Source organism: Phocaeicola vulgatus ATCC 8482, from assembly GCF_000012825.1.
GTDB lineage: Bacteria > Bacteroidota > Bacteroidia > Bacteroidales > Bacteroidaceae > Phocaeicola > Phocaeicola vulgatus.
The window spans coordinates 4,503,719-4,528,400 of record NC_009614.1; the positions used below are offsets into that span (position 1 = coordinate 4,503,719).

At 38.7% G+C, this 24,682-nt stretch carries 21 protein-coding genes and 1 pseudogene; 15 read left to right on the forward strand and 7 right to left on the reverse strand.

The features are described from left to right. The first annotated feature begins 59 nt into the window (after positions 1–59). The 4 genes from serS (at position 60) to BVU_RS18255 (ending at position 6,353) form a co-directional block, all read left to right on the forward strand. On the forward strand, positions 60–1,334 hold the full coding sequence (serS, locus tag BVU_RS18240; RefSeq protein WP_005839384.1) for a serine--tRNA ligase: 1,275 nt from the start codon (positions 60–62) through the stop codon (positions 1,332–1,334). Between the two features lie 140 nt (positions 1,335–1,474). After that, positions 1,475–2,692 carry an MFS transporter gene (locus BVU_RS18245; RefSeq protein ID WP_012055794.1) on the forward strand — a complete coding sequence of 406 codons (1,218 nt, stop codon included), beginning with the start codon at positions 1,475–1,477 and terminating at the stop codon, positions 2,690–2,692. Between the two features lie 182 nt (positions 2,693–2,874). Then, entirely contained in the window at positions 2,875–5,172 is a 2,298-nt protein-coding gene (locus tag BVU_RS18250; RefSeq protein ID WP_005851768.1) for a bifunctional dihydroorotate dehydrogenase B NAD binding subunit/NADPH-dependent glutamate synthase, read from the forward strand. Positions 5,173–5,582: 410 nt separating this feature from the next. Next, complete coding sequence (locus BVU_RS18255; RefSeq protein WP_012055795.1) at positions 5,583–6,353, forward strand: DUF4858 domain-containing protein; 771 nt, start codon at positions 5,583–5,585, stop codon at positions 6,351–6,353. Here BVU_RS18255 and BVU_RS18260 read toward each other — a convergent pair. Further along, entirely contained in the window at positions 6,300–6,674 is a 375-nt protein-coding gene (locus BVU_RS18260) for a DMT family protein (protein ID WP_005851774.1), read from the reverse strand. The genes BVU_RS18255 and BVU_RS18260 overlap by 54 nt on opposite strands. A gap of 1,259 nt (positions 6,675–7,933) precedes the next feature. On the opposite strand from BVU_RS18260, the gene BVU_RS18270 reads away from it, so the two are divergent. Next, complete coding sequence (locus BVU_RS18270; RefSeq protein WP_012055798.1) at positions 7,934–8,155, forward strand: hypothetical protein; 222 nt, start codon at positions 7,934–7,936, stop codon at positions 8,153–8,155. Positions 8,156–8,327: 172 nt separating this feature from the next. Here the strand turns inward: BVU_RS18270 and BVU_RS22585 are convergent, their stop codons facing one another. Beyond that, positions 8,328–8,504 carry a hypothetical protein gene (locus BVU_RS22585; protein ID WP_005851777.1) on the reverse strand — a complete coding sequence of 59 codons (177 nt, stop codon included), beginning with the start codon at positions 8,502–8,504 and terminating at the stop codon, positions 8,328–8,330. A gap of 344 nt (positions 8,505–8,848) precedes the next feature. Beyond that, positions 8,849–9,604 (reverse strand): ATP-binding protein, encoded by a 756-nt coding sequence (locus tag BVU_RS18275; protein WP_005839398.1) that lies wholly within the window; start codon positions 9,602–9,604, stop codon positions 8,849–8,851. A gap of 143 nt (positions 9,605–9,747) precedes the next feature. On the opposite strand from BVU_RS18275, the gene BVU_RS18280 reads away from it, so the two are divergent. The 6 genes from BVU_RS18280 to mnmE all read left to right on the forward strand — a co-directional run bounded on the left by BVU_RS18280 (position 9,748) and on the right by mnmE (position 16,059). Next, complete coding sequence (locus BVU_RS18280; protein ID WP_012055799.1) at positions 9,748–11,157, forward strand: tetratricopeptide repeat protein; 1,410 nt, start codon at positions 9,748–9,750, stop codon at positions 11,155–11,157. A 13-nt stretch (positions 11,158–11,170) separates the two neighbouring features. Then, positions 11,171–11,641 (forward strand): NfeD family protein, encoded by a 471-nt coding sequence (locus BVU_RS18285; protein ID WP_005839403.1) that lies wholly within the window; start codon positions 11,171–11,173, stop codon positions 11,639–11,641. Between the two features lie 145 nt (positions 11,642–11,786). Beyond that, positions 11,787–12,785 (forward strand): flotillin-like protein FloA, encoded by a 999-nt coding sequence (floA, locus tag BVU_RS18290; protein WP_005839405.1) that lies wholly within the window; start codon positions 11,787–11,789, stop codon positions 12,783–12,785. A 193-nt stretch (positions 12,786–12,978) separates the two neighbouring features. After that, complete coding sequence (locus BVU_RS18295) at positions 12,979–13,857, forward strand: nucleoside phosphorylase (protein ID WP_005839407.1); 879 nt, start codon at positions 12,979–12,981, stop codon at positions 13,855–13,857. A 209-nt stretch (positions 13,858–14,066) separates the two neighbouring features. Beyond that, positions 14,067–14,552, forward strand: coding sequence for a GAF domain-containing protein (locus BVU_RS18300; RefSeq protein WP_012055800.1), 486 nt, complete (start codon positions 14,067–14,069; stop codon positions 14,550–14,552). 13 nt (positions 14,553–14,565) lie between these two features. Beyond that, a complete protein-coding gene (gene mnmE, locus BVU_RS18305) occupies positions 14,566–16,059 on the forward strand; it encodes a tRNA uridine-5-carboxymethylaminomethyl(34) synthesis GTPase MnmE (protein WP_032934854.1) in 1,494 nt (497 codons plus the stop codon). A gap of 1,113 nt (positions 16,060–17,172) precedes the next feature. On the opposite strand, the gene BVU_RS22915 is transcribed toward mnmE, so the two are convergent. Both BVU_RS22915 and BVU_RS18310 read right to left on the reverse strand, forming a co-directional pair. Then, entirely contained in the window at positions 17,173–17,412 is a 240-nt protein-coding gene (locus BVU_RS22915; protein WP_224205351.1) for a hypothetical protein, read from the reverse strand. Positions 17,413–17,431: 19 nt separating this feature from the next. After that, the gene (locus BVU_RS18310) at positions 17,432–18,010 is read right to left on the reverse strand and encodes a hypothetical protein (protein ID WP_012055802.1); all 579 of its coding nucleotides are present in this window, start codon (positions 18,008–18,010) and stop codon (positions 17,432–17,434) included. A gap of 374 nt (positions 18,011–18,384) precedes the next feature. Between BVU_RS18310 and BVU_RS18315 the strand changes: the two genes are divergently transcribed. After that, positions 18,385–18,942, forward strand: coding sequence for a Panacea domain-containing protein (locus BVU_RS18315; RefSeq protein WP_005839414.1), 558 nt, complete (start codon positions 18,385–18,387; stop codon positions 18,940–18,942). A 247-nt stretch (positions 18,943–19,189) separates the two neighbouring features. Here BVU_RS18315 and BVU_RS18320 read toward each other — a convergent pair whose 3' ends face one another. Next, on the reverse strand, positions 19,190–19,780 hold the full coding sequence (locus BVU_RS18320) for a Panacea domain-containing protein (RefSeq protein ID WP_005839416.1): 591 nt from the start codon (positions 19,778–19,780) through the stop codon (positions 19,190–19,192). Positions 19,781–19,968: 188 nt separating this feature from the next. Here BVU_RS18320 and BVU_RS18325 point away from each other — a divergent pair, with 188 nt between their 5' ends. After that, positions 19,969–21,138 (forward strand): ATP-binding protein, encoded by a 1,170-nt coding sequence (locus tag BVU_RS18325; RefSeq protein ID WP_012055803.1) that lies wholly within the window; start codon positions 19,969–19,971, stop codon positions 21,136–21,138. A gap of 473 nt (positions 21,139–21,611) precedes the next feature. Here the strand turns inward: BVU_RS18325 and BVU_RS18330 are convergent, their stop codons facing one another. Next, a complete protein-coding gene (locus BVU_RS18330) occupies positions 21,612–22,097 on the reverse strand; it encodes a DUF6363 domain-containing protein (protein WP_005839421.1) in 486 nt (161 codons plus the stop codon). Between the two features lie 450 nt (positions 22,098–22,547). On the opposite strand from BVU_RS18330, the gene BVU_RS18340 reads away from it, so the two are divergent. Together BVU_RS18340 and BVU_RS21915 are read left to right on the forward strand one after the other, a co-directional pair. Next, entirely contained in the window at positions 22,548–23,264 is a 717-nt protein-coding gene (locus tag BVU_RS18340; RefSeq protein ID WP_008142193.1) for an Abi family protein, read from the forward strand. A 135-nt stretch (positions 23,265–23,399) separates the two neighbouring features. Continuing rightward, positions 23,400–24,617, forward strand: a pseudogene (locus BVU_RS21915) (IS256 family transposase). Positions 24,618–24,682 lie beyond the last annotated feature (65 nt).

The following is a 24,682-nucleotide window of genomic DNA, read 5'->3' on the forward strand; positions in this document are numbered from 1 at the left end:
CCATTTTTTTATCTATCTTTGTCCATTAATTCAAGAAATATCAAAAAGACTGAAAAGATATGCTTACCATTAAACAAATTACAGAGAATACGGAAGAGGTAATCCGCGGACTGGAAAAGAAGCATTTTAAAGATGCAAAAGCAACGATAGAACAAGTGCTTGCATTCAATGACAAAAGACGTAGCACGCAGAATCAATTAGATAAAAACCTGGCAGAAGTGAACTCGCTCTCCAAATCTATCGGGCAACTGATGAAAGAAGGGAAAAAAGAAGATGCTGAAACAGCTAAAGCACGTGTAGCCGAAATCAAAGAAACCAGCAAAGCTTTACAAGCAGAAATGGACAAAGCACAGGAAGACATGACCAACCTGCTTTACACCATTCCCAATGTTCCTTATGACAGTGTGCCCGAAGGTGTAAGCGCTGAAGACAATGTGGTGGAAAAAATGGGCGGTATGGAAACCGAACTCCCCAAGAATGCGCTTCCCCATTGGGAACTTGCCAAAAAATACGACTTGATAGATTTTGACCTGGGCGTGAAAATCACAGGGGCAGGTTTTCCTGTATATAAAGGTAAAGGGGCACGTCTTCAACGCGCATTAATCAATTTCTTCCTGGATGAAGCCCGCGCTTCCGGTTACGAAGAAATCATGCCACCGACGGTAGTAAACACCGCATCGGGCTACGGAACAGGACAACTTCCCGACAAAGAAGGACAAATGTATCATTGTGAAGTAGATGATTTGTACTTGATTCCAACCGCAGAAGTTCCTGTAACCAATATCTATCGTGACGTGATTTTGGACGAAAAACAATTGCCTATCAAGAATTGCGCATATACTCAATGTTTCCGTCGTGAAGCCGGATCTTACGGCAAAGACGTACGTGGGTTGAACCGTTTGCACGAATTCTCAAAAGTAGAACTGGTACGCATTGACAAACCCGAACATTCCAAACAGTCACATCAGGAAATGTTGGACCATGTAGAAGGCCTGTTGAAGAAATTAGAACTCCCCTATCGCATTCTCCGCCTTTGCGGTGGTGATATGAGTTTTACAGCTGCACTTTGCTTTGACTTTGAGGTTTATTCGGAAGCACAACAGCGTTGGCTGGAAGTAAGTTCTGTATCCAATTTCGATACGTATCAGGCTAATCGCCTGAAATGCCGTTACCGTTCTGCCGAAAAGAAAACAGAATTATGCCATACTTTGAACGGTTCCGCACTGGCTTTGCCGCGTATTGTTGCAGCCTTATTAGAAAATAATCAGACTCCGGAAGGTATCCGTATCCCTAAAGCATTAGTTCCTTATTGCGGATTCGAGATGATTGACTAATAACAGCTAATTACATATATTGAATGTCATTCTGAGTATTATTCAGAATCCGATCTTTCCCGACAGATTCTGTCTTGTATGCAGAATGACATTCTTTTTTTATTATTTCAACCTGATTACTAACCATTTAACCTATTATTATGAATACTTCACAGAAAAATTTCATGGTACCTCTTGCCTTTGTAGGCATGATGTTTTTTGCAATTGGTTTTGCATTGGGCATTAACTCTTTCCTAATGCCGGTATTAGAACGGTCAATGGAAATGTCGGCTTCAGAATCCAATCTCCTGCTTGCCGCCACGTTTGTTCCATTCCTAATTTTTGGTATACCGGCCACCAAATGCATTGAAGCCATCGGTTACAAAAAAACAATGGCTCTTTCATTCATCATTTTCGCTATCGCTTTCGGATTATTCATCCAAGCAGCCGCTACAGAATCTATTGTATGGTTTCTTTTCGCCTCATTCATCTGTGGTGCCGCCAATGCAGTACTCCAAGCGTCAGTAAATCCATATGTAACTATTCTTGGCCCTATAGAGTCTGCCGCAAAACGTATTTCCATCATGGGTATTTGCAACAAACTGGCTTGGCCTGCCACTACTCTTTTTATTACCTTAGTAATCGGCAAAACCATAGACCAAATAAAAATGGAAGATTTGTTCCAGCCATTTGGTATTATTGTCGGTATTTTCGTTGTATTAGGCATTATCGCCTTAATGGCTCCACTGCCTGAAGTAAAAGCTGCCGGAGAGGATGCCGCCACAGATGCGGAAGAAGCGGTTGCCTGTCCGTATGCAGAAGGTAAAACTTCCATCATGCAATTTCCTCACTTGCTATTAGGAGTACTTGCTCTTTTCCTTTATGTAGGTGTGGAAACCATAGCCTTGGCAACTGCAACCGGATATGCCAAAGCATTGGAGCTGCCGGGTGACAATTACGGATTTATCCCTTCCATTGGTATGGTAGTAGGATACATTTGCGGCGCAACCTTAATCCCTAAATATCTGAGCCAGGCTACCGCAATGAAAATATGTGCCATCATAGCCATCATTGGTTCTGCATTAGTAGCAACCATGCCGGCTGAAATTTCAATCTATTGCATATTCTTTATGGCATTAGGATGCTCATTAATGTGGCCCGCATTATGGCCTCTCGCAATGGCGGATCTCGGCAAATTCACCAAAGCCGGCTCTTCATTGCTAACCATGGCTATTGCCGGTGGAGCGGTTATGCCATGGGTGCGCGGTGTGATTCAAGATGCAACTAGCTTCCAGACCTCCTACTGGATCTGTGTTCCCTGTTTCCTCTTCATCCTATATTATGGAATGATAGGATATAAAATCAGAACAAAGAAATAATCTCTTTTTCACATCAAGAACAAACTGCAACAAAATCAAAAACGGATTTATCATGATAGGATCAGCCGCCCCATACAAAAGGGCGGCTTTTCTTTTGTCTTTAAAAAATATAATCCTACCTTTGCATAAATTATCAATTTGACAATCAACTTAGAAAAACAACGAACTTATAGTATAGCAAAATGAATAAGATTATTTCAAAAGAACATTTCTCGGAAAAGGTCTTTAAATTGGTCATAGAGGCACCTCTGATTGCCAAGTCACGTAAGGCCGGACATTTTGTAATTGTCCGTGTCGGTGAAAAAGGAGAACGTATGCCACTTACTATCGCCGGTGCCGATCCCGTAAAAGGTACCATCACACTAGTAGTACAGGAAGTTGGCCTTTCTTCTACACGACTTTGTGAATTGAACGAAGGAGATTATATTACAGATGTGGTTGGTCCGCTGGGTAAAGCCACCCACATTGAAAATTTCGGAACAGTAGTCTGTGCCGGAGGAGGAGTAGGCGTTGCTCCGATGCTTCCTATCGTACAGGCTTTGAAAGCTGCCGGCAACCGCGTAATTACCGTATTGGCCGGACGTACCAAAGAATTAATTATCCTTGAGAAAGAAATGCGTGAAAGCTCTGATGAAGTAATCATTATGACAGACGACGGCTCATACGGACGCAAAGGATTAGTGACTGAAGGCGTGGAGGAAGTAATCAAACGTGAAACGGTAAACAAATGTTTCGCCATCGGTCCTGCCATCATGATGAAATTCGTTTGCCTGCTGACTAAAAAATATGAAATTCCCACCGACGTTTCTCTGAACACCATTATGGTGGATGGAACCGGTATGTGTGGTGCCTGCCGTATCACTGTAGGAGGCAAAACACGTTTTGTTTGTGTTGACGGCCCGGAATTCGACGGCCATCAAGTAGATTTTGACGAAATGTTGAAACGCATGGGAGCTTTCAAAGATATAGAAAAAGAAGAAATTCACAAACTAGACACCGAAAAGCCGACGACTTGTGAAGCGACTAAAGAACTGGACGGCCGGGATGCCGAATGGCGTGCAAGCTTACGTAAAGCCATGAAACCTAAAGAACGAATGGCTATCCCCCGTGTAAAAATGAACGAACTGGATGCAGAATACCGTTCACATAGCCGTAAGGAAGAAGTCAATCTAGGTTTGAATGAAGAGCAAGCTGTAACGGAAGCAAAACGTTGTTTGGACTGCCCCAACCCTACTTGTATGAACGGATGCCCCGTAGGAATCAATATCCCGAAATTCATCAAAAATATAGAACGCGGTGAATTCCTTGAAGCTGCCAAAACCTTAAAAGCAACCAGTGCATTACCTGCTGTCTGCGGGCGTGTATGTCCTCAAGAAAAACAGTGTGAATCACAATGCACTCATCTGAAAGCCGGACACGAAGCCGTTGCCATAGGCTATTTGGAACGTTTTGCTGCTGATTACGAACGTGAAAGCGGTCAAATATCCGTACCGGAAGTAGCGCAAAAGAACAACATAAAAGTGGCAGTTATCGGTTCAGGTCCCGCCGGACTCTCATTTGCTGGAGATATGGCTAAACAGGGATACGATGTCACTGTATTCGAAGCTTTACATGAAATAGGGGGTGTATTAAAATATGGGATTCCCGAATTCCGCCTACCCAATAAAATCGTAGATGTAGAAATTGACAATTTATCCAAGATGGGTGTCAAATTCATGAAGGACTGCATCGTAGGAAAGACAATCAGTGTGGAAGACTTGGAAGCAGAAGATTTCAAAGGTATATTTGTAGCATCAGGTGCCGGGCTTCCCAACTTCATGAATATCCCGGGTGAAAATTCTATCAATATCATGTCTTCCAACGAATATCTGACTCGTGTAAATCTAATGGATGCAGCCAGTGAGGATTCGGATACTCCTGTAACATTCGGCAAACGTGTAGCAGTAATCGGCGGTGGTAACACAGCTATGGACTCTGTCCGCACAGCACGCCGCTTGGGAGCAGAACGCGCAATGATTATTTACCGCCGTTCGGAAGAAGAAATGCCTGCCCGCCTGGAGGAAGTGAAACATGCTAAAGAAGAAGGTGTGGAATTCCTGACTCTGCATAACCCCATAGAATATATTGCCGATGAAAAGGGGCGTGTGAAACAAGTCGTTTTACAGAAAATGGAATTAGGCGAACCAGATGCTTCCGGCCGTCGCAGTCCGATAGCTATTCCAGGAGCAACAGAAACCATTGACATTGATATGGCGATAGTCAGCGTAGGCGTCTCCCCTAACCCGATTGTTCCCAGTTCCATCCCGGGATTGGAATTGGGACGCAAAGGAACAATTGCCGTAAATGAAAATATGCAATCGTCAATCCCGACTATTTATGCCGGTGGCGATATTGTGCGTGGTGGAGCTACAGTTATCCTTGCAATGGGTGACGGACGTAAAGCAGCTGCTTCCATGCATGCACAACTCTCCTCCAAATAAATATTATCATTTTCACTAATTTAGCCCGTTATTAAAAATTAACGGGCTATTTTTATTCTATACCGAAAATAAATCACACAGACAGAATGGACCCCATAAATCCATATAGACCTATATCGCCTATCTGACCAATGTACTGACATCAATTGAAATACATACCATGAATATGAACCCTGTCACTATATCTGAAAATAAAATACAAAACTTGATTACCAAATATTGAAGTAACTATCTAAATGTCTATATGAAGTGTGCTCCATGACAACAAAAGAGGTGTAAACGAATCCTTTTATTAACCAAATAAAATTTAAAGTATTCACATTATAAACAATTAATAACTCAAATTTAACCAGCATTAAACCCACTCTAGATTACTTTTGTTACCAATTATAACCATAAAGAAAAAACGAATGACCCAAAGGGTAAATTTTAGCATATTATTCTGCACTATCAGTATACTGACAGCACAAGCACAATGGAACAAACAGGACTCGATTCGTTTACAGGAGCTATTGAATGGAGATGGAGAACTAAAAATCAACACAGAAGCCGTAAAGTCTATCCATTTCGACTTTCAATCGGACAAAGACAATATAAAAGGTACTCCAATCATGTCCGAAGACAAACCGTGGATGAAGTTTCTGAAAGACTTGCCTAAAAACTTCGGCGACACAACCAAATGGGTACGCCCTAACTTTGTGCGTCTTACTCCCTACACTCCTTACACCACATGGCATGAAGATCCGGTTAATGATCCCATTTTCTTGAAAAGAAAAGACTCTCTGACAATATCATGGAAACTAAATATCAAACTGATTCCCGGTTTGCGAAACGGCTATGTAATATTACCTGCCGGCATGGATCAAACGGTAACTCCCAGTAATAACCCATTAATAGGAGGACTGGATGCCGACAAATTCCTGTATGAATCTTTAACCAAACGAGGACGTGCCATCCGACGTAATCGTAATCGTGCCAAAGGTTGGAAAATCTATCAAAGTTACGTACCAACCCGACAGGATTCCATCTTGTTTCCTAGAATCAGCAAAGTATCTGAACAAGATTCATTGCCCAAACAAGACACTTTGCTTATCAAAAAGGATTCAGCAATTATTAACCAAAACTCATTACTTCTTAAAGACAAAATAAACGGCAAGGACCAAACAGAGAAAAGCCGCTAAATGGTTCCACTTCAGTTCTGTTTTAAATGCCCAAACAGAAAATAATGTAAATACAGCCAATGTGATAACTTCTTGAATCACCTTGAGTTGCATAATATCAAACGGTCCTCCACTATCTTTAAACCCAAGACGATTGGCAGGAACCTGAAGACAATATTCAAAAAAAGCAATTGCCCAACTAAATGCAATCACACCAATCAACGGAAGGGCTGCAAACCAACTGAACTCTTGTCGCATTTTTAAATGACCATACCAAGCAAACGTCATAAAGACATTTGAAAAAATCAGCAAAATTACTGAATAAATACCATGAGACAACATATATTCTAATCTATTTTTTATCTGGAAACAATCTGCCTATAATATCCATTATGCTTTTAACAACTGCATATCAACAAGCATTTTGGGAGTGCAAAGATAATGGAAATAATCGAATTAAGAATAATACAATGAGTTATTGCCGCAACAAGCATGTTTTATTTCCGTTGAACAAAAAAGCAACCAATTCCACTCTTTCAATCTGCTATTTGTTAAGAAAAAAGTTCATTTGCTAAACCATGTTATAACAAGCTTTTTTTCTTTCTAAGAATTTGGACCCATCTCAGAAATTCGTATATTTGCACTGTGTTTTTCATAGTATTAGATTTAAGGTTAACAAAAGATTGGCTGTCTGGGAAGATAGCCTTTTTTATTTTATCCTTGTTAGCCCCCCCAAAAAAAGTGTCACTGCTAAAAATGAAAAAGGCAAAAACCAAAGTAAGATTGCTTGCAAAAATATAGGGAATGCCAAAGTATGTTTTTCCCGCATCAGAAAACATGTTTGTACACGTATATTCCCATATAGTTATACATACGTACAGACTTGTGCGGACGTATGTATGTATAATTATATATCCAAAATAAAATTCCATATCAAAGACAAGGGCGTTTTTTAAAAACGTCTTGATCTTTTTTACCGTTACCGGAACTTTGTAAACCGTCATTCTATAGAAATCCCCCCCTTATGCACACTTCTTGCGAGAAAAAAGCCTGAAAACACCCTACTCCCTATCAAGCCTGAAATAGCCCACAATATATGTATATAACTGAGGACAAGCATGTTACACGAAAACATATTTTAGAACACTATGAGAGCATGAGAGCATAAGTGAGAACAAATATTTTTACTATATGCATATAAGTTGTTTATAATTAGTCTGTTATACAGACAGTGAGGACATGAGGGCATAAACATCTGAACTTCCTCAAGAGAAAAACTGATACGTCAAGAACATTTCTGAAAGCTATCAGAGAACAAAACAATCCTTCAAGAACCAAAGTCCTTCCCCACGATTTTGCAGATGAACCTCAAACAGACCGAAAAAACCGCTTTTTAAAAACTTGTTTTTCAATTGAAAGGACAGAGAAGCACTCTTTACAAGGCAAAGTCATTTAAAAAAAGAAATAAAACATTGCCCGCAAATAAAGTCTTGCTAGCTTGTTCAAGAACTTTCTATTTATCACAAACTTCAAACTTTATTAAATCATTAAACCATTTCTACCCGTATTTGTCATCTAGGAAACAATAAATAGATTAGATTATGGAAAAAATTATTGAGAGAAATGTCCCTATTGCAGAAGAGAATGTAACATTATCAGGACAACCGGCAACAAATATGTTCGAAGACTGGAGTGAGAACATAACTGAAACAGATCTTTTGCATGAAGAAAAAGATAAAGGACTCTCCCCTAAAAAGAATCCCAAAAAACTAATGAAAGAAATGAATCAGATAGTACAGGATGACATTAAAAACATTCATTAATAACTATTCATCCAATCCCCTTTACTATTTTACATTTGTCCTAGGCTAGTGTACAAAAATCACTTGGCGAAAAGAGTATAAGGACAACTGAATACAAATAAATTGGAAACAGCTGCCATAAAAAACAGTTGTTTCCAATTTCAATTATGAACAAAATCTCTATGACGGCAAATTAATTAAGATAACAACACAAGTCTTGATGCCATCCTGTTGGAGCATTATTCACCTCAACAGGGGTAAAATGATTTATCGCAATCACATTCTTCACTCCACGTACTATATCTTTTGCAAACAACGCTGCAAGTCCTAATCCCATTACCCATACTAACACAACAAAAAACTTTCTCATATCCTAATATATTTAAATGGTTATTCTTATGACAAAGAGAAAACAAAGCCTATGCCAAAACAAGACATGCTTTGATTATCAATTAAATACATTAAGAATAAGCTATTTTCAAAGAAAAAGATCCACATTTTCATTGTAGAATATTTCTACACTTTCCCCAACAAACCAGACATGTACATCACCTTGTATCCGGCACAACAAACAACAGGAAGGATAACTTTATAACATTCTTCCTCATCTAAATACATTAATAATATTGATAGTTGGTTAAGCTGCACACAAGTACAAACAACTAACTATAAGCAGTTTCGTTATATCCCCTAATAACAAAACAACCATATCCACTATAAATCGTGTTCATTCATCCCAGGCAACAATTCTTCCTGAATATTTGTCATGCATTTCCACAAACTATACCGTGCTTCAGGATTCATTTTTTCTAGAGAATATAAAACCTCTTTCATATTTGAACGATTCGACAAACTTTCATAAGGACAATCTTTGATCTGTTTACGAAAACCGCGGATACGTGCCATTTCAATTAAATCCGCTTCATGTACCAAGCACATCGGACGAATAATTGTCATCTCAAATTTACGCATCACTAATTTAGGAGGCATTGTACTGAAGGCTCCCTGAAAAGTAATATTCATCAACAAAGTTTCCAAGATATCATCCATATGATGTCCTAAAGCAATCTTATTGCACCCCTGCTCCTTTGCCACCGTGAACAAAGCTTTTCTCCGATTCCAAGAACAAAGGAAACAAGGAGACTTCCGAGTGTCGGTACTCGGATCAAAAAAAGTTTCATAATGCACAAACGGCACCCCTAAATCCTCTGAGTAGCCTTTCAGATATTCCAAATCAGATTGATAAGGAATATTTGTCATGCCTACATGCACAGCTATCACTGTAAATTTCGGTTTCAAAATACGTGAACGCCTTGCCAATAGCTCCAACAGAGCCAAAGAATCCTTCCCACCAGAAAGACCTATCAAAATTTTATCACCATCCTCAATCAAGCGATACTTTACCACCCCCTTGTTAAAGCGTTGCTCCAACCTTCGCATTATTTTCTCGTCTTCCGTAAATTGTGCCATACATCTTCTTTAAAAATAGGGCACAAAAGTACATGAAAAGAATGATTTATGGAAGATTTAACAAAATAGAATTATGTGAAGCATGAGAATTCCAATTAATATTTGTATTTTTGAATCTAAATAATACGGATTATAAACTAACTATGTACAAAAAATATATCATTGGTTTATTTACTTTATGCTGCGCAGGCAATGCTGCGGCACAAAGCTTGGCGCAAGCCAAACAACTTTTCCTGAACGGAGAATTTGAACAAGCCAAACCTGCTTTCCAAAAGCTGGTAAAACAAGCCCCTTCTAACGCCAATTATAATTATTGGTATGGCGCATGTTGTTATGAAACAGGAGAAAAAAAAGAAGCACAGCCCTACCTTGAAAAAAGCGCCGCCCGCAAAGTCATTGACGCATACCGCTACTTAGGAAAACTATATTATGACATCTATCGGTTTGACGATGCCGTAGATAACTACGAACAACACATAGAATGGTTGGAAAAGAAAAAACGCCCTACCGAAATGGCTGAAGCAGAGCTGGAACAAATAAAGCAAGCAGCCCGTATGATAAAAGGAGTGGAAAACATTACTGTAATAGACAGCTTTGTAGTCGATAAAAATGATTTTCTAAAAGCATATAAAATCAGTAGAGAGTCGGGGGCACTCTATCACGATCCTGCGATATCCGGGACTGTCTATCAGACCGAAATGGGCAATAAAGTACTCTACGGAAACCAAAGCACAGACGGCAAGATGCAACTGTACTCCCGTATCCGTCTGTTGGACGGCTGGAGCGAGCCCGAACCCCTCACGTCCCTTAATGAACAGGGAAATGTAAACTATCCCTTCTTAATGTCAGATGGCATTACCTTGTATTATGCATCGGATGGAGAAGGCTCTTTGGGAGGATACGATATTTTTGTAACTCGCTATGATTCGGAAAATAGCAATTATCTTCGTCCCGATAATATAGGAATGCCATTTAACTCTCCCGCCAATGACTATATGTATGCCATTGATGAATTCAACAATATCGGCTGGTTTGCTTCAGACCGCTATCAGCCTGATAACAAAGTCTGTATCTATGTGTTTGTACCGAACTCTTCAAAAGAAGTATACAATTATGAAAGTACAGACGAACAGATCATCATAAATGCAGCCAGCCTGCGCTCTATCCATACCACTTGGAAAGATGAAGAGAAAGTACGAACCGGCAAGCAACGCCTGGCAGCCATAATGTATGCCAAAGAATCCGGAGAACAACAAAAAGACTTCACCTTGATAATAGATGATTCTGCCGTTTACCACACATTGAACGACTTCCGCTCTGCCGAAGCACGCAAACTTTACCAGCAAAGAATACAAAAGCAGAAGGATTATGACAACCTGAAGAAAAATTTGGATGACAAGCGCGAACAATATGCCCAAGGGAACAGTGCACGAAAGAAGAATCTGACACCCGCCATTTTGGAATTGGAAAAACGTACTGAACAACTTCTGAAAGAAATGGCCCAACTGGATATCAGTGTCCGCAACGAAGAAATAAAGAAGTTGAAACACTAATACAAAGATATTTATGGAAGTATTTATTATCGTATCGCTCATCTTGGCAGGACTACTTCTCTTTATTGTAGAGGTTTTCCTTATTCCCGGCATCAGTATAGCCGGAATAGCATCAGCCATCTGCCTGCTATATGCCAACTATTACGCTTTCGACACATTAGGACCGATAGCAGGATTCATTACTTTGATAGCATCCGTCCTAAGTTGCATAGCCATTATCGTTTGGTTTATGCACTCAAAAACCATGGACAAGCTTTCTTTGAAGAAAACACTGGATTATAAAATCGATCCCCTAAAAGGAACCCATATCCGCATCGGAGACAAAGGCATAGCAATAACCCGCCTTGCACTGATAGGCAATGCAAACTTTAACGGACACATCATCGAAGTGCGCTCTGCCGATGGTTTGATTGATGAGAATACTCCCATTTATGTAGAAAGAATGGTTGAAGGAACGGTGATTGTACGCAAATTCAACCAATGATAGAGAAATGACTTACAAATACGAATTTATCAGGTTTCTTGATTGACATTCTCATTCAAGCATATTTTAGACAATAGTGAAAACAGCAAAAACTTGATATTGAGCTGTTCAAATATAAATATTTACTTTTAAACAACTGATTATTATGATCGAACCCAACTATCTTCCTTTCATCCTTATAGGAGGTGGAATTATTTTCGTGGTACTATTCTTTCATTATGTCCCATTTTTCCTCTGGCTGTCTGCCAAAGTTTCGGGGGTACGCATCTCATTGGTGCAATTATTCTTAATGCGCATCCGTAATGTCCCTCCTTATGTCATTGTCCCGGCAATGATTGAAGCACACAAAGCCGGCTTAAGCAACATAACCCGAGATGAATTGGAAGCTCATTATATGGCAGGCGGGCATGTGGAAAAAGTAGTGCACGCACTAGTATCCGCGTCCAAAGCCAATATCGAACTGTCTTTCCAAATGGCAACTGGTATTGACCTAGCCGGTCGTGACGTATTCGAAGCCGTGCAAATGTCAGTGAACCCTAAGGTTATTGACACCCCTCCCGTTACCGCTGTAGCCAAAGACGGCATACAGCTTATAGCTAAAGCTCGTGTCACCGTACGCGCCAATATCCGCCAATTAGTAGGAGGTGCTGGAGAAGACACGATTCTAGCACGTGTTGGTGAAGGTATCGTGTCCTCTATCGGATCGTCCGAAAATCACAAATCCGTATTGGAAAATCCTGATTCTATCTCTAAATTAGTACTCCGCAAGGGCTTAGATGCCGGTACGGCTTTCGAAATCCTGTCTATTGATATAGCTGATATTGATATAGGCAGAAATATTGGAGCTGCTTTACAAATAGACCAGGCCAATGCCGACAAGAATATTGCACAAGCCAAAGCAGAAGAACGCCGTGCAATGGCCGTCGCCTTGGAACAGGAAATGAAAGCCAAAGCAGAAGAGGCACGCGCGAATGTAATTCAGGCAGAGGCCGAAGTGCCCAAGGCCATGGCGGAAGCATTCCGTAGTGGCAACCTAGGTATTATGGACTATTACCGCATGAAGAATATACAAGCAGATACCTCCATGCGTGAAAATATTGCAAAACCCGAAACAACTTTCGGTAATGAGCCATTAAGTAAATAAAACTAGTATTCAACGATTAATATATTTTTCTTGGATGCGAATGGAACTGTTTTTCTCTTGATAATGCTAATATCAATGAAAGTTTATAAATCCGTAACATCTACATCTAGGAAATAATCTGTTTGCATACTCATTAAAAAGACAAGAAATATAACATTAATTATACTGGCCATTAACCACAAAAATAAAGATTATGAAAAAATATTATGCAGAATCTGAGTTGATTATCAATCCCGACGGCTCTATCTTCCACCTTCATATCAAACCTGAACAGTTGGCAAATAAAATAATTCTAGTAGGTGACCCCGGGCGTGTAGCATTAGTAGCTTCTCATTTCGATACTAAAGAATGTGAAATAGAAAGCCGTGAGTTCAAGACCATTACCGGTACTTATAAAGGAAAACGTCTCACCGTAGTTTCCACCGGTATAGGTTGTGACAATATAGACATTGTGATGAATGAATTAGATGCTTTGGCCAATATTGATTTCAATACCCGTTATGAAAAAGACCACTTGCGCCAATTGGAATTAGTACGTATCGGTACATGTGGCGGATTACAGCCTTATACTCCTGTTGGTACCTATGTTTGTTCTGAAAAGTCTATCGGTTTTGACGGACTGCTTAATTTCTACGCCGGACGCAATGAGGTTTGCGATCTGAAATTAGAACAAGCTTTTATAGATTACATGGGGTGGGAAGGTAATGTATGCATCGCCCACCCATACGTTATTGATGCCGACCGGGAATTAATAGACCGCATTGCGCAAAATGATATGGTCCGTGGCGTAACTATCGCCGCAGGAGGTTTTTTTGGTCCGCAAGGACGAGAACTCCGTATCCCATTGGCCGATCCTAAACAGAATGAAAAGATTGAGAAATTTGAATACAATGACTATCGCATCACTAACTTTGAAATGGAAAGTTCCGCCCTTGCCGGATTAGCACGCCTGATGGGACACAAAGCCATGACTGTATGTATGGTGATTGCCAACCGACTAATAAAGGAAGCCAATACCGGCTATAAAAACTCTATTGATGGTTTGATAGAAAAAGTCTTGGAAAGAATATAATTCCCAATTTAGGTGTCTATATAATATGGATAAGATTCACCGGATCATCTATCAATACTTATTCTTATTATCATCCAGAAGAAGATTGGCATAAACAGATTTTTTACAGAATAAGCCAACTCTTTTTACCTAACAGGGGACATCGCTTCATAGAAGACCATTTTTTGTAAAAAAACAACAAGATGTCCCCTCATAAAACAAATAAAAATATGGAAACCAGTTTCAAACAAACAACTAGTAATAAAGTAGAACGTTACCGTCTTTTCCTCCCTCAGTTTGAACTTTTAATATCAGATGAAAAAGAAGAAATAAGTGTTTTGGCCAATACTGCTGCTGCTCTTCGGGAAGCCTTCGGCTTTTTTTGGGTAGGTTTCTATCTGGTTAAAGACGACCAACTTATTTTAGGACCTTTTCAGGGAAGCACCGCCTGTTATCGCATCCATAAAGGAAAGGGAGTATGTGGGACCTCATGGGCAGAAGCCCGAACCTTGATAGTGCCCAATGTAGAACAATTCCCCGGACATATAGCCTGCAGTTCTCTTTCCCGCTCTGAAATTGTTGTTCCTATTCTTGCTAATGGACAAGTAAAGGGAGTATTGGATATTGACAGTAATCTATTAAACTTTTTTGATGAAACAGACCGCCGTTATTTAGAAGAAGTAACAGCCATTGTAGCTAAAACATTATATTATTAACCAAATGAAAATGATAAACCAAGATACAATCTGTGCCATTGCCACCGCCCAGGGAGGAGCCATCGGAATAATTCGTGTATCTGGCCCAAAAGCGATTGAAATAACGTCACGCATATTTACACCCGCCACAGGCAAGCCACTGACAGAACGGGCACCATATACTCTTACTTTCGGAAAGATTTGTTCCCCAAAGCGAAAAATTAATAATACACTTTTCCAACAAACAAGTGAAATTCCGCAAGAAAAAAGTGAAACGTTACAAAAAACTTCGTCAATTACTTCTTCTGCAGAAGAAGTAATTGACGAAGTTTTAATTTCCTTGTTCCGCGCCCCCCATTCTTATACCGGTGAAGACAGTACGGAAATCATGTGTCACGGTTCATCTTATATCCTGCAGCAAGTTATACAACTCCTGATCTATAATGGATGTCGTGCCGCTCTACCAGGTGAATACACCCAACGTGCTTTTCTAAACGGAAAAATGGACTTGAGCCAAGCCGAAGCTGTGGCCGATCTGATAGCCTCATCGTCTGCTTCCACCCATCGCCTAGCCATGAGCCAGATGCGCGGAGGATTCAGTAAAGAACTTTCTAACCTGCGTAACCAATTACTTCATTTCACTTCGTTAATGGAATTAGAACTGGATTTCAGTGATCATGAAGAACTAGAATTCGCCAATCGTGACGAACTGAGCAGTCTAGCTACCCATATCGAACAAGTTATTGCCCGGCTAGCTCATTCTTTCAGTGTAGGAAACGCAATCAAGAATGGCATTCCTGTAGCAATTATCGGAGAAACGAATGCCGGAAAATCTACCTTACTGAATGCGTTGCTGAATGAAGAAAAAGCCATTGTCAGTGATATCCATGGAACAACCCGTGACGTAATAGAGGATACGATCAATTTACAAGGTGTCACATTCCGATTTATTGATACAGCTGGAATCCGTCAAACGAACGATACAATAGAAAATCTAGGGATAGAACGTACTTTCCAAAAGATGGACCAAGCATATGTCATTTTATGGATGATAGACTCTACAGATGCCCAAAGGCGGTTCGAAGAATTAAAAGCCGACATTCTTCCACACTGCGAAGGGAAAAAGATGATTATTTTATTTAATAAGTCAGATCTGTTACTAGCAACACAAAAAGAAGAGTTGTCAGCCATATTTGCTGACATGAAAGTGGAAAAACTATTTATCTCAGCAAAGAAAAGGGAAAATATAACGATCCTGGAAAAGAAGTTAGTACAGGCAGCTGCCTTACCGGAAGTCAACCAAAACGATATTATCATTACAAATGTACGCCATTACGAAGCATTAACACGAGCATTGGATTCTATTCATAGAGTACAGGAAGGATTGCAATTGGAATTATCAGGAGATTTGGTAAGTGAGGATTTAAGACAATGTATCCACGAACTAAGTGAGATTGTTGCAGAAGGAGGTATAACCTCGGAAGAAACATTGCAAAATATATTTCAAAACTTTTGCATCGGCAAATAGCTAACTATCTGATTATCAGATAGTTATACAGTCAAAACCTATAATTTTCTGATAGAAAATGACTTATATAGATGGAAAATAAGCTGTTTTGAGAACCATATTTTCTCTTTTTAGCATATGTTTTCCTCATTTTTGTCCCCAGTTTGTCCTCTATAGTGGCATCGGGGGACAAAATTATGTCCCCCGATGTATTTTTGAGATTTTCTCTATAAAATCCGTCAAAATCATAAATATTTGATGTCTGAATAATATTTTTTTATTTCTCAGCCTCGAATATATTCAAATTTTATAACGCTGATAAACAAATATATACATTAAAAATATTCGGGTCAGAAATTACAACAGATGATATTCTATTATAGAAACAAATAATATTCTATTGAAATATTTATTTTTACTTTTACATAAGTCAGATCTACGGTTCCAAGTTTAAAAAGAGACATTCAGTAAATGTCCCTTAAATGTAATCATTAAAGTTTCAAACTCAACTGGAGTTAATCCGGAGTTAATCCGGTGCTGCAAGCACCGGTCTCTATGGGTGTGAAGAATATTGCAACAAGCTTTTTATACTTCAAAGATATTCCAAAGATAGCTTTAATCAACTATTAGATATAAACTCTAATAAGATATGGCTTAGATGTTCTTATAAGCATATATCACCAATCTTAAGATAATACTATCAAATAAAAAAGCCCTCTTTTAAAAGAGGGCATAGGATATCAAGTACACCTGAAGAAGAAGGTTTATAAGGAATACTCTCTTTACCCTACATAACGAAGATACTAATTTTATATAAATAAAACTATTGCTGTCCAATAAAACTTTTCGATTACCTTATAGCTTATTGATATATACACAATTATAAAGCAATCTCAATTTAGAGAAAGGACTTGTACATAAAAACAATATTTATAATCATCCCATCAAATATATTTATCAGACACTAATAATAAAACAAGTCCCGAGGAATTTGCATAACATCTTTAACCTCACAGCCATTATGCATCATTAGATACTATATTTTATGCAGCTATTTAAGAAATTAATAGTCCGAGCAAAATTAGGTATTCCCCAATATGCTACAATTCTGAATATTTTTTTATTATAATATACCTAAATATGTTTTCTCTTTTCAAACATATTGATATTGACTGCGTCTATCAGCTGAAAACATCTTCTATATTCCTCCCGGTTCTTCATGTATATCTCCTGGCTTTCCTCCGCTGCCTTTATCAGTCTCAGATTATCACGCTCAAACAGGAACTTGTCCCACTCTCCATATTCAAAATATGTATCCGGTATGTATTCAGTGAGTGAATTCTTCAGTTCAAAACCTTTCCTGGATTTGAACATATCTTCTATAATCCACATCTTAAAAAAATTCAAAATATTCAACAAACTGATTCATCTTCATCTCCTGTCTTGATATGAATGTTTTCACGAAACCACCTTCTTCTCCAATCCAGTCACCTAACAGCATTCCGTCATAGCAGTAACCTCTTACATTCTCCTCTTTTTCTTTGCTGTAAAAACAATAGTTACTGTTGAACAGGAAGAACACCTTCATTATTTCCCGATTTGTAACCGGACGGCTGTCCTTATGTATTTTAAAGAACCTTTCTTTGTATCTGTCAAAAAAATGCCCAGTAAAAATAAGAACCACGTCGTTTGTTACTGCACCTACCAATAATTGTCCTTTATACTTGAATAACATTGTGAATGTGGGATTCAAAATACCAACCTCTTTTTTCGACTCTGCATAAAAAGAAATGTACCATTCGTTGAATCTTCGTGTCTTGATATTCGCTTCCCACAACCACGGGAACATTGTCCTTTTTTGAGCTGTTTTCCTGAATTTCCGTACGTAGTTCTTCCATCGTCCTTTTACTTCACTAAAATCTGTCTTGATTTCTCTTATAAGCTCCTCCAGTGTCATTGTGTCAAGTACCATACAAATCTAATCTTTATTCGGTAAAATATCAAGTCATAATTCTATTTGAATACGATTTGTTATTTCCGGTAGGTTGAATAGTAAAATAATTATTTATCACGCAGAAAGATCAGATACGGGAGAAAGAGGACAAAACACTGATTTTCCTCGTTTTTGCAAAATTAATATTTTATTGAAAACACGATATTATAAGAATTAGAATATTTCTTATCCGAACTTCACAGAAAGAAACTACCGGCAGGAAGTACGACAAGTTAAAACAGGAAGGATAGACTTATTAGGAGGTATTACAATCATAAAAACTATAACCAAAGATTATTGTTTTTAAATAAATGATTATATTTGGGAGTATACATCGGTTATAATAGATAAAAATGAAAACTTTTATACAGATTACAAAAATAAAGACAGTATTACTCTATATTATGCAGAGTTTCCCCAAAGGAGTTGAATGTGCAAAGCTTTTTAGAATTCTTTATTTTGCACAACAGGATTATCTTGTCAAATATGGAAAGGTACTTATAGAAGACTCTTTTATGGCATTGAAGTATGGTCCGGCGCCGACTTATATTTATAGGGTCCTACAGGCTGTAAAAGAAAAGCCAACAGAAGAAAGCTTTAATGATTTCCTTGCCGGAATAGAAGTGCATGAACAGAAAATTTATGCTTCTGCCAAACCTGATATGAACTACATTTCAGGCTCAGACAAGCGTTGTCTGGATGCTGCCATTACCAAATATAAGGATACAGATCCTTATGACCTGTCAGACCTGTCACACGACTTGGCATGGAAAGAAGCAAGGGCACGTATTAAGGATAATCCTCAAAAGAATCTGATTACCATCATAGATATTGCAAGGGCCGGGAAAGCTAATAAGGAAATGATAGATTATATCCGCGAAAAACAAATTGTAAGAAACGCTTTATCTTAAAATTACCGGTACGCTTGAAAAACTGAAGGCCACAATTGCTGAAGTCGAATTAGTAGATATTCCATCATTTATCGGTTTCACTAAGGAAGGAGTCACATCTATGGATTGCTTATAGTAAGATAGAGCCAGTCTTTTTCTCTACGAATAATGAATTTTCACCAAAATTTAACAACTAACTTCCACTTGCCAATAACAATTCGTTATCTCATTTAAATCGTACCATACGCCCCTAGAAACAGGCACACCTTCAAACATAAAATTCTACATTTAAAAGATTTGCAGTCTGCCGTATATTCAAGCTCTCGCAATACACCTCTGCCGAACTATCGGACATTACCTCTGCAAAGTTAATCTGCAGGTCGGAGTTATTGCATTCCTGCCTGTTGAATGTTTCCAGTAACCCGGTACGGACAGCTGCCCGATACCACAGGCTATCCTTCTTACAGGTTTCTAAAAACAGATCTGATGCTGTCATATTACCATATCTGACCAGAACATAGTCCATTATCTCTATTTCACACTTAGAGAACTCACTGTCATCAAAATCGGCTATAGCCTCAATAAAAATTCCACCGTCCCTGAACTCTGTCCTGACAAAGCCTTTCAAAATATAGGGTACGTCTGAAAGGTCAATAAAGACATCCTTTGCCACAGGACCTGCCTGCCACACCTCATATGGCATGCCGATGAATGGAACATGATATTTCAGAGCCATATGTTCCTCCATCAGATACAGAAGTTTCAATAGTTTGTTCCTACAAAGACCTGATGTATGATATGCTATATACACTATAGCATTACCCAGTTTCCGTTTTGTAGATTCAGAGAATTTAAACATAATCAATATATTTCGGTTACAAATTTAAACATTACCCACTAAAATACAAGAAAACAGGTAATGTCTTATAATGATTGCAGCCGTGTAAAACAACAGACAAAGCATTTAGCAAGATAAAAATACAATATAAGCATCTGTTAACCATTAATTAGCGTTATATTTGTCAGATAGAAAAGAACAAGATTATCATGAAAGAATCTATAATCATAAAGAATTTTGGTCCATTGAAAGAAGTGGAAATAGATGATATCAAGCCATTGACCGTATTCATAGGCAAGTCAGCCGGTGGTAAGAGTATAATTATGAAAGTAATAGTACTTATGCGTTACATCTACAAAATGGTAAATATCCGTTCGTATTTGAAAAATGCGAAAATCACCCGTTCTCCATTCAAGCTCCGTTTCAACTCACTGCTACATGATGGACTGAAGGGAATGATAACAGCACAGACCGAAATATATTACACCGTGGAAATTAATGGGAACAAATATACCCTGAAATATACCAACAGAGGTCTGCAGTCTGACATTAACATACCGGACAAGGACTTGATATTCTTCAAAGAAGCTTATGTTTCCGGAATGAGAAGCCTGATTCCTATATGGGCATCCAAAGCAGTCTCAGTAAAGGGAGAAAACCTGGGCTTCTTCTTTCACGAAACCTTCAATGACTTCAATGATGCTACGGATGTCATTAAAGAACAGAAGCTGGAGTATCTGAATCTGAAAATGAAAGTCCGTAAATCAGGCAACAGACCTAAACTATTTACCATTGAATCTTTGCAGAATGATGCTGTACCGATAGAACTGAGATACGCATCTTCCGGTATCCAGACATCAGCTCCATTGGTTGCAATTGTTCATTACTTCGCCCAAGAGTTCTCATTCAAGGACGCTTTCCAACGTTCTGTATTGAACTATCTGTACAAACAGGACCTGCTTACAAAATTCACTCCGGGAATCAACCGGAACAAATTGGGAAAGTATGTCCATATCCATATAGAAGAAGTCGAACTTAGTCTTGCTCCGGAAGATCAAAGAGCCTTTATGAGCAACCTAGTAGAAGAGGTATTCCATAAAAACAAAAAAGACCGCAAACTAGGACTGATGGTATCGACCCACAGCCCTTATATAGTCAATCATCTGAATGTACTGCTGCGTGCCGGATATTTTGAAAAGGCAAGGGAAAACTACCCTTTCCTGGAGAAGGACGACATTGCCGTATATCGTGTAAATGAAGGAAAAATCATTTCACTGATGGCTACAGACAACGATACGGGAGAATATGTAATCAACGCACTTGATATGTCCGATACTATGGAGAGGATATTCGAGGAATATGAGAGTATGGAGGAATAAGGGATTAACAGCACACTGATTGACTTTCTTTAAAAAAGTGCAATCCTCACTTTAAGTCCGGATATTATAAATCAGCTCAGCAGAAAGAAGTCTCATATAAAGAAATCAGCAAAAAACAGGTGTTAGCAAAGACTCGGATTCAACGTTAGTTTGCATACTTTGCTTTATCATATGAAACTTAATAAGGATACGTTATAGAAGATATTCCAATAAAATCCAGCCAAGTCCAACAAACCGATATCAGAAGAAAGAGAGGTGGCTGTCTCAAAATAAATTTGAGATGGCCTCTTTTTTCTTTTTAACACTTTCCATTTGAAACTTGTTACAACCAGTTTTAAAGGGTAAATTTGGCTCAAATATCGTTCCTGTCCCTAAATTTTGCGACCAAATGGCAATGGGAAAATGACATATATGGCATCTCATGCAAAAACTGCAAAAGTGATAAATATGCGCCCGTTGACATGTTGGACACCTCATGAAAATTCCTGCAAATACCTGAAAATTGCTGCAAAGGAAATTTGAGAAATAAGTTCCATATCACGTATTAATTTCTCTCCCTCCATTCTACACTCGTCATAAAGTTCTTTTAGCAAATGATAGTTTGTTGTAGTTCTTGTCACTCTCATGTCGCCTTTATGACGAATAACATAAACATATCCTTTGTTTTCCAGTTCATCGATATAATCCAATATTTCATTATAGCCGATATAACGCATCACCAGCTGGTGTCTCAGTTTGGGGTACTTATGTAGAAGGAACTTCGGCAAATAGAATTTCTTGTTTGGCTTCCTGTATTCTTTGGGCTTTGTAAGAATTACCACATTGTTTAAAAAGCCATCTTCCCTAGCACGACATACTGGTATAGAATCGCATACACCTCCATCCAACATAGGGATACCGTCTATATATTTTTCAGGACATAAAATGGTGAGTGAACAGGATGCCTGACATATATCCAATAGGCGTTCTTTATTTGTCCGTTCTTCAAAACACTCAGATTCACCGGTAATACATACTGGTTACTATAACAAATCTGTCTTTAGAATTCTTGATTGCTTCAAAATCCAAAGGCATATATTTCTCAGGATAATCTTTTATGAGATATTGAAGATTTATATAACCTTTATAATTTCATAGAGTATCCTCATATTGGCTTTTTCATTGCCTTTTCTGTCTTTCATTTTTTCAAGCCATCTTCCTAAAACGCCTATCTGCCAATAACTTTGCTACATTTTTCTGTTTATCACTTTTTATTCGTACTTTTGTATTATAAAACAAAAGGATGGCCACAAACGAAAAAACCCGTTCTTGATGAACGGGTATATCCTTAACTTGGTTACGTGTTTTGACAACAGAGGCTTTACCAAGCATTACGATACAAAGGTACGACTTTTATTTGAATATGCAAAATGAAATATAAAAAAGTAGTCAGATTATATTCCAATTCGAGGGTCGCCAAATATTACAGGGCGACCAACCGCAACAAAAACAAGGCAGTCATGCTCTATTTTGCCAACATGAAAATAGCACAAGCGTTTCATCCGTTACTGTCTTCATTTGAAGTTATATTACGTAACCAACTGCATTATGCGCTGGCACACCATTTTTCCGATGGTAACTGGATTATCAACCAGAAAACCGGATTCATGATTGCTCCTTCTCTGACATATACGAACAAGCGGACAAAGAAAAAAGTTACCAATGACTATATATTGAAAGAGGTTCTGAAAGCAGAAAAGAAAATTGCCGATCGGGGTGTCAGGGTTACGACTGGGAGAGTAATAGCTGAACAGACCCTGGGCTTCTGGAATAGCTTTTATGAAACACACCACTATGCGCTTTTGGCTGGTGTACCCTGCCGGATTTTCAAGAAACTGCCTCCCGGATTCGGACGTAAGGAGATTAACGATATTATAGTACAAGTTCGTGAACTGCGTAACCGCATCAATCATAATGAGCCGATATGTTTTGTAAACAGAAAATGTGATTTTTCTTATGTGAAGGGTATGTATACGATAATCAGTGATTTTCTTACATGGATAGACCCTGAGATTATGCCTTCACTAAAAGAGGTAGATAAGGTATGCAAAATCATAGAAAAAGAAGAAAATAAACAAAAACAATGACTATGTAAAAGAACCATTTCTAAGGGATGTTGGCTAAAAAAGGCACTATAAAATATTTTGTGTAAATGGAAAATAGGGGGTTCAAAATAGCGTTCCGTATTTTTTATTTTATACATTTACCAAATAAAGAAGATTATGAAAGAAAAGAATCAAGCAGTACCTGACGAAGTGTTAAGTAAGGAGTTTATCAGCCAGTTCAAGACAGAAGCCGATGTAAGCAAATTCCTCAAGCAATTGCATGCCCAGGTATTGGAGAAAATGCTTGAAGGTAAAATGGATGACCATTTAGGGTATGAGAAAAATTCCATGGCAGGAAACAACACCGGCAACTCTCGGAATGGCAGTTATCCGAAAAAGATTCATACAGGACATGGAGAATCTGTCATCTCCATTCCGCGTGACCGCAACGGTCAGTTTGAACCGATAGCAGTCCCCAAGCATGAAAGCCGGGGCTTTCTATAGAGAACTTGTTATCTCCCTATATGCCAAAGGGATAAGTATTTCCGACATAGAGGAAGAGATGCGTGAGATTTATGAAATATAGTTCTCCACATCTGCCATTTCCATCATTACAAACGAGGTAAACCAAGCTGCCCAGAAGTGGCAGAACCGACCTTTGAATACGGTTTATATGATAGTCCGGATGGACGGTATTGTCGTCAAGGTACGGGATAACGGCAGGATTATAAACAAGACCGTCTATCTTTGTGTCGGTCTGAAACAGAACGGCCTGAAAGAAGTCCTTGGCATGTGGGTCGGCAAATCGGAAAGTTCCTCTTTCCGGATCGGCGTTCTGACCGACTTAAAGGCTCGTGGAGTGCAGGATATACTGATTACCTATGCCGATAATCTGAATGGATTTACGGATACCATCCGTACCGTATTCCCTAGTTATTCACTCAAATCTGTGTGGTACATCAGATCAGAAACTCTTGTAAATATGTCGTTTATAAGGACAAGAAAGAGTTTACGGCAGATATGAAGAATATCTATAATGCGCCCAACAAAGAGGTTGCTGCTGCAGAACTTGACAACCTGGAAAAGAAATGGGGAGGAAAGTATCCTTATGCCATACTTTCATGGAGGAACAAATGGGATGACCTGACGGTTTTCTTCCAGTTCCCGCTGGAAATCAGAAAGATAATCTATACCACAAATCTCATTGAGAACCTGAATGGGAAAATCAGAAAGTACACAAAATCAAAGCTTTCATTCCCTTCAGATGATGCTGTAAAGAAAATGGTATACCTATCGCTTATGGAGATTGAGAAGAAATGGACACAGCCTATTCATAACTGGGGATTGATTATGAATCAATTTATGCTTATGTTTGAAAACAGAATCCAGATATAAAATCAACTTACAGCTGAATCCTGTTTCCATTTACACAGAATTTTGGACTGTGTTTCCAGATTCTA